The sequence below is a fragment of the Olleya sp. UBA1516 genome (assembly GCF_002323495.1).
Taxonomy (GTDB): Bacteria; Bacteroidota; Bacteroidia; order Flavobacteriales; family Flavobacteriaceae; genus Olleya.
The window spans coordinates 50,933-62,747 of sequence record NZ_DCQO01000022.1; the positions used below are offsets into that span (position 1 = coordinate 50,933).

At 30.4% G+C, this 11,815-nt stretch carries 10 protein-coding genes and 1 other RNA gene; 1 reads left to right on the top strand and 10 read right to left on the bottom strand.

All coding sequences use genetic code 11. From position 1 onward, the window contains the following. Positions 1 to 59: 59 nt before the first annotated feature. Entirely contained in the window at positions 60 to 269 is a 210-nt protein-coding gene (locus tag B2989_RS14465; protein WP_292949860.1) for a DUF2945 domain-containing protein, read from the bottom strand. A 135-nt stretch (positions 270 to 404) separates the two neighbouring features. Between B2989_RS14465 and ssrA the strand changes: the two genes are divergently transcribed. Further along, positions 405 to 799, top strand: a transfer-messenger RNA (tmRNA) gene (ssrA, locus tag B2989_RS14470). A 307-nt stretch (positions 800 to 1,106) separates the two neighbouring features. Here the strand turns inward: ssrA and B2989_RS14475 are convergent. The 9 genes from B2989_RS14475 to B2989_RS14515 all read right to left on the bottom strand — a co-directional run bounded on the left by B2989_RS14475 (position 1,107) and on the right by B2989_RS14515 (position 11,773). After that, the gene (locus tag B2989_RS14475; RefSeq protein ID WP_292949862.1) at positions 1,107 to 1,511 is read right to left on the bottom strand and encodes a HipA N-terminal domain-containing protein; all 405 of its coding nucleotides are present in this window, start codon (positions 1,509 to 1,511) and stop codon (positions 1,107 to 1,109) included. Between the two features lie 2 nt (positions 1,512 to 1,513). Then, positions 1,514 to 2,509 carry a HipA domain-containing protein gene (locus tag B2989_RS14480; protein WP_292949864.1) on the bottom strand — a complete coding sequence of 332 codons (996 nt, stop codon included), beginning with the start codon at positions 2,507 to 2,509 and terminating at the stop codon, positions 1,514 to 1,516. A 77-nt stretch (positions 2,510 to 2,586) separates the two neighbouring features. Next, positions 2,587 to 3,492, bottom strand: a complete 906-nt coding sequence (locus tag B2989_RS14485) for a DUF5655 domain-containing protein (protein WP_292949866.1) — start codon at positions 3,490 to 3,492, stop codon at positions 2,587 to 2,589. Between the two features lie 23 nt (positions 3,493 to 3,515). Next, complete coding sequence (locus B2989_RS14490; RefSeq protein WP_292949868.1) at positions 3,516 to 6,623, bottom strand: type I restriction endonuclease subunit R; 3,108 nt, start codon at positions 6,621 to 6,623, stop codon at positions 3,516 to 3,518. A gap of 2 nt (positions 6,624 to 6,625) precedes the next feature. Next, positions 6,626 to 7,801 (bottom strand): restriction endonuclease subunit S, encoded by a 1,176-nt coding sequence (locus B2989_RS14495; RefSeq protein WP_292949870.1) that lies wholly within the window; start codon positions 7,799 to 7,801, stop codon positions 6,626 to 6,628. Further along, positions 7,798 to 9,348: a type I restriction-modification system subunit M gene (locus B2989_RS14500; RefSeq protein WP_292949872.1), complete on the bottom strand. Its 1,551-nt coding sequence runs from the start codon at positions 9,346 to 9,348 to the stop codon at positions 7,798 to 7,800. Before B2989_RS14500 ends, B2989_RS14495 begins: the two co-directional genes overlap by 4 nt. A gap of 597 nt (positions 9,349 to 9,945) precedes the next feature. Beyond that, positions 9,946 to 11,145 (bottom strand): primase-helicase family protein, encoded by a 1,200-nt coding sequence (locus B2989_RS14505; RefSeq protein ID WP_292949874.1) that lies wholly within the window; start codon positions 11,143 to 11,145, stop codon positions 9,946 to 9,948. A gap of 5 nt (positions 11,146 to 11,150) precedes the next feature. Next, positions 11,151 to 11,480: a hypothetical protein gene (locus B2989_RS14510; protein ID WP_292949876.1), complete on the bottom strand. Its 330-nt coding sequence runs from the start codon at positions 11,478 to 11,480 to the stop codon at positions 11,151 to 11,153. Next, a complete protein-coding gene (locus B2989_RS14515) occupies positions 11,480 to 11,773 on the bottom strand; it encodes a helix-turn-helix domain-containing protein (protein WP_292949878.1) in 294 nt (97 codons plus the stop codon). The genes B2989_RS14510 and B2989_RS14515 overlap by 1 nt, the downstream gene beginning before the upstream one ends. Positions 11,774 to 11,815: the final 42 nt, after the last annotated feature.

Consider the following 11,815-nt stretch of genomic DNA (forward strand, 5'->3'; position numbering starts at 1 on the left):
TATCTAAATTTATTCTTGCTAAATTACCTTTAATATTAGGGTTTAGCAAATCAAATTTACTATACACGCTTTACTTCGTTTTCGCTTTTTAAAACGAAGTCACCATCCGATTGCTTTATAAAAAGCGCTTTGTTACCAGAAGTCCCTTCTCTGGTCACTTTGGTGCCTTTAATAGTTTTTGTTATTTTTTTAGTGTAGGTTTCTTCTACTTTTCCTTTAGCAGTTCCGTGTCCCCAATCCCATTGTACTTCTGTTCCTGTTTTTATCATCTCTACTTTTTATTTCAATTTAAAAAATATGACTTAATATTATCTTAAGTTTATTATAAATCTTAAATGGTACAACCTTTGCATTATAATTTTTAGTAATTTTGCAATCCAATAAATAACACAATTTATTAAAATGGGGTCGACTGGTTTTGACAGCGAGATTAATTAAATTGTAAGCACGTCGAGTAATGATTTTGTACTCGTTAAACACTTGATCAACTTTTTAATCGGCGAGAATAACTACGCTTTAGCTGCCTAATCCGAATTATAGTAGGATTAAGCCTCGGTACACAAGGTGTACGAGCTTTATGTCTCTGGAAAGCTTTGATTGACAGCGTTCCATTTGAGGCATCGAAAATGTCAATATAGACTTAGTAGCGCTTTGATGCTTTGTTGAAACTAAAAAAGATAAGTTAAAAGTGGGTTGTCTTTAACCAGCTTTTAATCGAAAACCTAAGAAAAGAATAAACGTGTAGAAAGCCTTTTGGTTACTTGTTTGGACGAGAGTTCGATTCTCTCCGACTCCACTTTAAACGCTCTGAAGCATTGATTTCAGGGCGTTTTGTTTTTTAGGTGACAAAATAGGTGACAATATCCATGTTAATAACTATTTTTTTTAAAAAAATTAAATTCAATAAATAATAGATAAATCAATAGATGCTATTAATTTTAGATTATAAATTTTAGCTGATTAATTAGTTTCATTAACACAAACGATGACATTATTTATAATTTGATAAACCAGACAATAGTTTAAAAACTAACACAAAAAAACTGCTAATTAAAAAAGATAAAACATTATAAACACAAAAAAAGGCGCTATAAGCGCCTTTTTCTTTAAATTTTAATAATTAATTTATATGGGTTATTAACCGAGGTTATACCAAAATGTTCCAATAGTTTGACTTTATTGTCACGATCTGATGGATGAGCTTCCAGATAGTCTTGTACTTTAGGTTGTTTTACTGAAGGTATACGACTTTCGAAAAAAGGCCATAATACATTCGATTTATAAGACTTTTCTTTTGTTGGAAATTCAAATAACGGTTGAAGATCATTTTGATTTTTAAACCAATCAGAATAATCAAAAACCCAAACAGAATCACAATAATTTAAGTAACCAACAATATCATCTTGATATTTTAATTGAAACTTAGGATTGTGATTTACTTGCTCATAAGTACATGGTAAATCTTTTACCTTGGACTGAGACTTGATGAATTTTTTAAATTGCTTTAACATAGTTATTGAATAATGCCTTTAAGCGTTTGAAACCTTAATTTAAGTATTTTATTTATTATTAGACGTCTATTTGGTGTGAAATGTTTCACAAAATCTTTATTAAGTGTATTCAAAGACTGTTCCAAACATGCTTTATCTGACCATCGTTTGATGTGTTTTTTATTGATATAGTTGTTGTTTTTGAGATATTCTATAAGTTGAAAATGGTTACACTTTACATTACCTGGTATGCTTATCTTAGGTACTGATTTATTAACGTATTTTTCAATCCTTTTATTTTGTTGTATGGGTGATTCATTATGCAAAGATAGTATAAAATTTTCATCTAAATTCCAATAAAGTCCTCTAGCAGTATCATAAATAGGTGAATAGTATGGTTCATGCTTGTTTTTTATATGTGTAATTACACCCCAATTATAGTAATGTCTATCATTATTACCTGTAAGACAATCGAACAAAAGCATGTCTATAAAGCCGTCTAATATATTATTATCTGGAAATACATCTTTTAAAGCAGTAATTACATCTTCAATATTTATCTCACCTTTTAAAATCCTTTGATTATCTAAATCGTCAATCCATTTATTGTCTTTTTCAGAAAGGTATCTGGAAAGAATATTAGCACCATGCACTAAAGATTGATGTTCGTTATGGAAATGTTCACTTAAAAACCTAACATACCCTTCTGCATAAATCAATTGAGAATTTGCAATGTCAATACCAAATGATTTACCTACACTTGTAAGAAAATGTTCTGTTATGCTTTCATTTGGATACCACTTATGCCCGATTTTGGCAATATATTTTGGCCAGCTTTTTGGACTTATCACTTGTCCTTTACCATATTGATAAAATCTAATTACATCTTTAGGCGCATCACCACCAACAGATTCAGTAAGTACTCTATAGTACTTTTTCCGCATAGGCTTAATAACACCCTGTGTTGGATTAAAACCTGATTTATGAATTAAATTTTCTTGAGTTAAAGGAATTGACATAATTAATAGTTTTTGTTAACTAGAAAGGATAAATATTTTAAATTTAAATAAAGATTGTTATTAAACTAACATTACAATTATATTGCTTGTTTAATTAAGTATAAAATATACTCTAAATTATCATTATTAGTTATTACTAATTCATAATCTCCATTCCCCCAATGTCCTGTATTTGATACATCACGCATTAGATTTTTAGGATCTTCAAGCTTACCTTTTTGTAGATTGATAAATAGTTTAATTCCTTTTTTAAGAGTAACAATATCAGCTATATTTTTATCCTTTTTAAATGCTATGTACAGTTTTTTAGGCTCTAACTCAATATCATCTGCTAAAGCTAAAATAGCATCTTTATAGGTTTCGTAAAGCTCTTTTACTTTATCTGGATAATTATCTAAATGAAATTCTTCAGTATATACTTTTATCTCTTTTGTAACTGCTTCTAATTGTGTATTACTTGATGTAATAGGTTTTATACTTTCAGCTGATTTACTTTTCTTAATTTGATTTACACTTATTAAATTGTTTTCATAGCGTTTTACTTCCCACAACTCAATAGCTATATCTTTAAAATTTGTTGCTGTTCTTTGGTTTTCTGTAAAACTTGTAGATACAAATACTACTCTTGTTTGACTCCAATCTACATCTGTACGCTTTAAATTTTGTTTTAGTGTTTCGTTATACTCAACTATAAAATCTGCTTTATTCTCAAGCATTAAACTTAAATATGTAAAACCTTGATCTACTACACTTATATTTTTACTGCGCTTATATTCAATTATAATAAATGCATTTGATTGAACGTCATAGGCTAATGTATCTATACGTTTATTTTTTATAAAAAACTCAGACTTTACTAATTGCAAATCCATTAACTCATTTAAATTATTTTCGAAGAGTGTTTGTATTTCTCTTTCTAATTTAAAAGGTTTCTCTTTTAAAATACTAATCGATTCTTTTGACTTTAAGTTATATAAATGCATACAATTTAATTATTACCCTTCTTTTATAGCTCTTTACTAATTCCTTTAAACTTTTCTATAAACGCAACAATCTTTTGAAAAACACTCTGCTTTTTTGTTAAATATTGCGGATTTAAAGGACTCATTTTAGGTAGAATAGAATTTAACTCTGTACCATTTTCACTTGCATACTCACGTTTTAAAGATGCCAAAATATAACGTTTTGCTGCTGATTCGTTTAAGGTCTCTTCTGTAATTAATTCTGCTGCTTCTTTTTTCTGTCTTACTTTTGCATACGCATAAAAATCATCTATAATAGTAGCTTTTTCTTTTATATTATCTAGATCTGTTTCATTGATAAAATCAACAACTAAACTCTCTTTTGCTCTATTCCCAATACTTGCACGAATTACACGTCTTATTTCTTCTACTAATTCTTCTTTATTCTTCGTTTGCTTATTGTGATCAAAAATTAATTCCAGAATATAATCTAAGTTAATCTCTTGAGATTTTAATAAATCTATTTCAAAAACCACATCATCCCAATCGATACCAGATTCTTCTGCTTCGTTTCCTTGTTTTTCTCGTCGTAACCAATCTCGAATATCATTATAAGTAGAACGATAATCTTGAATGGTTCTTTCAGCAGGTAATTCTATACCTTTCATTACTGAAATGTCTTCATCTGAAACAAAGTGCGTGTCTTTAAACGTTTCTACAGCTATGGGATCGTTTATGTCTACAGATTGAAAAGCTTTCAGGTTTGTAAATTCGTCGTAATTTTGAAGTATATTTTCTACTCGCAAATATTCTCCAAACAGTTTAGAAAATTCTTTTTTATCCTTTTCTGTTACAATTTCATCTGGATTAGGGAATTTTTCATTTAATTCTTCTATCACTTCAACATAACCACGACGTGCTTTTCCTGTGGCAATATCTGTAAAGCCTTCTAAGTATTCTTTATAGCTTTTTTCTAGTACCACATCTCTTGTGTTGCTATCACCAAAAAGCGTGATAGCATCAATTGTGGCTTGTTCTAAATCTCTAAAAGTTACAATATTTCCAAACGTTTTAGTAGCATCATAAATACGGTTGGTACGTGAAAACGCTTGCATTAAACCGTGATAACGTAGATTTTTATCTACAAATAAGGTATTTAAAGTAGGTGCATCAAAACCTGTTAAGAACATCCCTACTACAATTAATAAATCGACTTCTTTATTTTTAACTTTTTTTGCAAGATCACGGTAATAGTCTTGAAAGCCTTTGCTATCAATACCATAATTCATTTTAAACATCGCATTATAATCGTTAATAGCTGCTGTTAAAAACTCTTTAGCACTGGTATCCATTGCTGTAGGCTCAAAGGTTTCATCTTGTATTTCTCCTATTGCCCCCTGTGCTTCATTTGCTGCAAAGGAAAAGATGGTTGCTATCTTTAAAGGCTTATCACTATCTTTTTGAAGGGTGTTTAATTCTTCATAATAACATTTTGCGGCATCTACACTACTTACGGCAAACATGGCGTTAAAACCGTTGTTAGTTCCTTTTGTACGATGTGTTTTTTGTCTGAAATGTTTTAAAACGTATTGCGAAATCTCCGTAATACGCACTGGGTGTAATAAGGCTTTTTTATTTTCTGCTCCTGATAGTTTTTTTAAGTCTTGTTCTGTTTCAACCCCTTTAAACTTAGGGCGTACATTATTATAATCTACTTTAAACTTTAGTACTTTTTCGTCTCTAATAGCATCTGTAATAACGTAAGAATGTAGTTCTGTACCAAATACACTTTGGGTTGTTTCTGAACCTAAAGCATTTTCAGGAAAAATAGGCGTTCCTGTAAAACCAAATTGATAGTATTTTTTAAACTTCTTTTTTAAGTTTTTTTGAGCTTCACCAAATTGCGAGCGGTGTGCTTCATCAAAAATAAAGACGACTTGTTTTTTATAAATAGCTAAATCATTTTCACCTTTCATCAAATTATTCAACTTTTGAATGGTGGTTACAATAATCTTATTATCTTCTTTATCTATATTTCTTTTAAGACCCGCTGTACTATCGGAACCATTCACACTATCTGGCGAAAAGCGTTGGTATTCTTTCATGGTTTGAAAATCTAAATCTTTTCTATCTACCACAAAAAACACCTTATCTACAAAATCTAGTTTTGTTGCTAATCTTGCTACTTTAAAACTTGTTAATGTTTTACCAGAGCCTGTAGTATGCCAAATAAACCCACCACTTTCTGTTGTTGCCCAACTTTTTGAATTAAAAGAGCTTTCTATTTTCCATAGGATTCTTTCTGTTGCAGCAATTTGATACGGTCGCATTACCAACAAGACATCACTAACATCAAACACCGAATAGATAAGTAATACGTTTAAAAGTGTACGTTTATCAAAAAAAGTGGTTGTAAAATCTTTTAAATCTTTAATTAATGAATTATCTGCCTTTGCCCAATTCATTGTAAAATCGAAACTATTTTTATTACGTTCTACGGTATTGGCAAAATAACGGCTGTCTGTACCGTTAGATATTACAAATATTTGCAAGAATTTAAACAATGAGTTTGACGTATTAAAACTCTCTTTGGTGTAGCGGTGTACTTGATTAAAAGCCTCACGAATAGCAACCCCTCGTTTTTTCACTTCTACTTGAACTAAAGGCAAGCCATTTACTAAAATGGTAACATCATACCGATTGGCTTGTGTACCTGTTTGCTCGAACTGAGAAATAACCTGTAATTTATTACGAACCACATTTTTTTTATCTACTAAATAGATGTTTTGAATATGTCCATCATCAAAAACAAAATCGTGAATATAATTATCGTGTAACTTTCTTGTTTTATCTACTAGGTTATCACTTGGTTTATCTAAATACTCTATTACAAAACGCTCCCATTCTTTATCTGTAAACTGCATATTGTTTAGATTTTGCAATTGTACACGCACATTTGCCAACATTGCTGTTGGTGTGGTTAAGTGTTTTACATACTCATAACCTTGATTTGTTAAATCTTTTACGAGTTCTTTCTCTAAATCTGCCTCTGTTTGGTAACCTGCAGGTGCTTCATTTAGTTCTGAAAACTTAGTGTACTTGTCTAAAACTATAAAATTGTTAGATTCTGCTATGGTTTTGTAGGTGCTCATTATTATTCTGGTTTTGGAAACGTTAACAACTTTTCACGGTAATACTCGTATTGTTTTTTACGTAAGTCTATTTCTTTTGGTAAACCTTCGCTTATGGAAGTTGTAAACGTGTCGAATTTATCTAGGATAGTTACGATGCGTTGCTTTTCTTCATTAGAAGGGTTTGGGATTTTTATACTGTTTAGATTTCTCTTGTTTAGTTTAGGTTGTGCTGCTCCAGAAATATATGGGGTCAAATCAATACTATTCAAATAATATTCTACAAATCTACGTTCGGCATATGTGTCAAATTTTAATACATGAGCGTGATTGTTTACCCAATTTTTACCGCTAATACTAAATGCAATGGGAGTTTTTCTTGCTGTTAAATTTGCACCATCTTCCGATATAAGTAAAAAATCTCCGTCAAAAATATAATCCTTAACATAATCTACAATGCCAGATGCTCCATAATAAGGAATATCACCTGACTCTCTTAATCCACTTGCAATTGGTTTTCTCTTTGAATCAAGGTTTTCAGCTAAGTTTCCTAAAATTTCAAACTCACTATCCTCAAAAGTTAGTAATTGCTCACGGTAATAGCTGTACTGTTTTTTACGTGCAGTAAGTTCGGTAGTAAGTTCGGTAGTAAGTTCGGTAAAGGTATCTAAAATACGAACTATTTCTTTTTGGATTTTAAGTGGTGGGATTGGGATTTGAAGTTTTTTAAAACTTTTTTTAGAAACATTAAAACGTGTAACTCCATTTGCTGTTTTAGCTATTTCCTTGCGCATAAAATGACTTCTAAATAGATATTTTGAAAATTCAGGTAAAACATGAATATCAGAATTGAATCTTAGTCCAAAAGAAAAACTATTTAAAAATACCTTAACATCCGACTTATTAGTAACAGCGGAAGACATACCAGCTTCTATTGCTATTTCTGATGAACCAGTAAATAGCACATCTCCATATTTCACTTCATATTGATTTTCATCAGAAGTAACTTTTACTGCATCAAGTATATCAAAATCAACTTCAATATTATAAAATATGTTCTTATATGACACATATTTAGCATTTCCATCTGTAAAATCAGCTTTGCTTTTACCTTTTAACCCTCCATATATTTCAGAAATACCCCCTAAAGTTTTCCACTCAACACCAACACCTTCCAATAATTTTTCTAACTTGCTCATGCTTCAATTTCGTTTACTATGCTATCAATATCGGCACGTAGTTGGTCTATTTTTTTTACTGTGATAGCTACTTCTTTGTTTAACTCAGTAATATCTATTATTTCACGCGTATCTTTAGCTTCCACATAAGAACTTACCGATAGGTTGTAATCGTTTTCGGCTATTTTAGAATTATCAATAGTAGTGGCTACGTGTGCAACTTCTTCTTTAGTATCGAACATTTTCATAATGTTTTCGATATGGGTATCTACTAATACATTGTTGTTGGTTTCTTTTTTAAAGAAATCTTTACTCGTAGCATCTATAAACTGTGTTTTGGTATCGATTTTACTTTTAGACAGCACTAAGATGTTTACAGCTATAGAAGTGCCAAAAAACAGATTAGGCGCAAGAGAAATTACCGTTTCTACAAAATTGTTATCTACTAAATACTTTCTAATTTTCTGCTCTGCACCACCACGGTAAAAAATACCAGGAAAACATACCAAAGCCGCTCTACCTTTACTAGACAAATAGCTTAAAGCGTGTAATACAAAGGCAAAATCTGCTTTCGATTTAGGTGCTAATACACCTGCAGGAGCAAAACGGTCGTCGTTAATAAGCGTTGGGTCGTCACTACCTTTCCATTTTATAGAATATGGTGGATTAGATACAATGGCATCAAAAGGCTTGTCGTCGCCTAATTGTGGGTTTTCTAGGGTGTTCCCTAAAACTATATGAAACTTATCGTAGTTTATGTTATGTAAAAACATATTCATACGTGCTAAGTTGTAGGTGGTATGGTTTATTTCTTGCCCATAAAAACCTTCTTCTATAATATGATTATCAAAGTGTTTTTTAGCTTGCAACAACAACGAACCAGAACCCGCTGCAGGATCATAAATTTTATTTACTTTTTCTTGCTTGTGCATTGCCAATTGAGCAATTAACTTAGATACCGTTTGCGGTGTAAAAAACTCACCACCAGACTTCCCTGCATTGGCTGCATAATTAGAGATTAGAAACTCATAGGCATCACCAAATAAGTCTATTTCACTATCTTCAAATTCACCTTCTAGTTTTAAACCTTCTACACCTTTTAGAACAGCTGCCAAACGGCTGTTTTTATTTTCTACGGTGTTTCCTAATCGGTTGCTTGTGGTATCAAAGTCTGCAAATAAACCTTTTATATCTTGTTCTGATGGATAGCCATTTGCAGAACTTTCTATAGCTGAAAATATAGCGGCTAAATCTGTGTTTAGATTTTCGTTATCGTTAGCACCTTTAGCAATATTTATAAATAACTGACTAGGATAAATGAAGTATCCTTTTGTTTTAATAGCATCTTCTTTTATTTCAGGAGTTATAACCGAATCTGGTAGTTCTGCATAATTTATGCTTTCATCACCAGCTTCAATGTAATTACTGAAATTCTCACTAATGAAACGGTAGAAAAGGGTTCCTAATACGAAGTGTTTGAAATCCCATCCATCTACAGAACCACGCACATCGTTGGCTATTTTCCATATTTGATTTTGTAATTCGGCTCTTTGGTTGTTGCTTGTCATTTATTGATTTTATGTTGTTTTATTCTCGTTAAAAGAACATTGTTTAAGTTTAATGGTTAAAAATATGATATTAATCTGATTTAATAATGAGGATTCCCTCATTTACTTATTTTACTTGTTTTAGGGCATGATGTAAGCAGATAAATGGGTGGTAAAAACTAGTGAGTCGCAATAGCTTTTACACTAATCTAAACAATTAACAACCTCCCAAACAAACAAACAAACAAACAAACAAACAAACAAACAAACAAACAACAAGATGAAACATTGCTAATAACTTAAAGGTTGAAAAAAACACGATGGGATATGCTCAACCAAACAAACATCCCAATTAATTACCAAACAAACTTTCGTAAACCATATTCACAACTACATAGTGTCAACCTACTATTGATTGCTACAAAATAAAATAAGCAAATAAAAAGTGTTGTTTTGTTGAACAACAACCAAACAACACTATATTATTGAGATAGTATTTGCAACACTAAATCAACAACCATTCAACCAATTTAATAAAACAAGTGTTGAACCATTGTTGATTTTATGTTGCACTATTTAAGCACTATTAATATTGACTTTTTATAAATTTTGCAACAATCAACTATTTTTAAGGATCGCATCTTTTTCAACTGTAAAAAATCTACCTCTTATAACAGTCTCCTCAACAAACTGTTTGTAATCTCCTGTTGCAGGACAAACAGATAAGTTAAATCTAGTATAGCTTGAATTTTTTTGCAACAAACCCAAATTATCTTTCAATACTTTTGAGACTTTAGTTGGAGTCGTTCTTACATTTACTGCCTTTAATTTATCTACTAAATCAGACGCACTATAATAGAGAGTCTCTTTTTCAAACTTTAAGAAGTCATCTTTCAATAGCTCAATTATCTCATTTTCTAAATTGGTTTTATTACCCTTTACCAATTTAGTTAAAGCTTCAGTTTTAATTTCATCCTTAGAAAACCACATTCTAGTTTTTTTGGTTGATATAGGTTTTCTTTCATTTATAAAATTTAAGAAATAAGGTATTTCTGCTTCTAATTGCTCTAGTAAATCTGAAACTTCAGCACCACTAGCAATTGAAGTAACTTTAATAACCCAATATCTAATTTCTTTGTCATCTATAAGAATAAAATTATCCTCATTGTTTGAACATAAAATAAACTTGCCAAAAAATTGTGTTTCAGACTTATCTTTTCCTTTATGCTCTACTTTGTATGTCCTTGCAGTAGACAGGTTTTTAATTCTTTCGCTATCCTCTCTTCTATCTAACAAAACTTCATCAATGGCTATAATCAACTTAGTTGCCCAATCTGCATTAAATTGACTTCTAAAATCTTCATTTTTATTTATGGTCATGTTTTTTTGAAAAATCAATTTTAACCAGTTTAAAAAGGTAGTTTTTCCTGTATTACGTTCACCACTTACCAAACAAAGGATTGGTAAAATTTGCGTTGGAAAATGCCATAGTATAGTAATATAATCCAATGCTAAACCATATTGATTACCAAAAATATGTTTTAAAAACATTTTGGTTTTATCAAAATCTCCTGTTTTTAAATCGTGCTTCAGCTTTTGGTATTCATTATAAAAACCTTTAATTTCTTCCTGATAATCGATATGACTAGGTATAGTCACAAAACCATCATATTTAGGGATCTCTTGCAAAAATGCTTTTCCAAAATCTGTGCAAATTTCGCTCTTACTCCATTTAACCAAAGTTGTTATTGTGTCTCCACTATGTAATGGTTTTTCCGTGATTTTGAAATAATCTACTCCTATTCTTAGATACTCCATAACATTTATTTTTTATTAAGATTAAACTCTAAAAAACCTCTGTTTGGTTTTTTATGATTTTTAAAATTAATTATCATGTGAATACCAGTTAAGCTTGTATCTTTTTTGTAGAGTTTATCTATCTCTGATTGAATAAACAGATAATCAAATCTTACATCTCTTTTTGCTATTTTTGCAATAGTATTTAGCTTTCCTAAAATCCAATTTAATAACTCTGCTGATTTAGTGTCGTAATTAAAGTTATCTTGTAAATAATCAATTTGTTTTATAATTTCATTTACAGATTTTTGAATTTCACATACAGGGAATTCCTCAATTTTATACAACTGTCTCATTATCTTCTGTATTTTAAAGATTTAACTTCTGATAATGAGTCCTCTAATGCTTCTGCATTAATAATCACTCTTCTACCAATTTTCTCCGCCTTAATAAAGCCCTTTGCAATATAATTACGAACGGTTAATTCCGATACGTTTAATTGTGTTGCAACTTCTTTAACAGTTAAGTTTATTTTAATTGGCTTGTTTAACTTTTTAATAGAGGATCTTAACTCTATTAATTGCTGTCCTACTGATTGGTTTATTATTTCAGACAACTCTTCTTTTGTTGTTATTATAATTTTTGTCATAATTATTATTATTTAATATTAATAAATTACAACTAGCGCTAA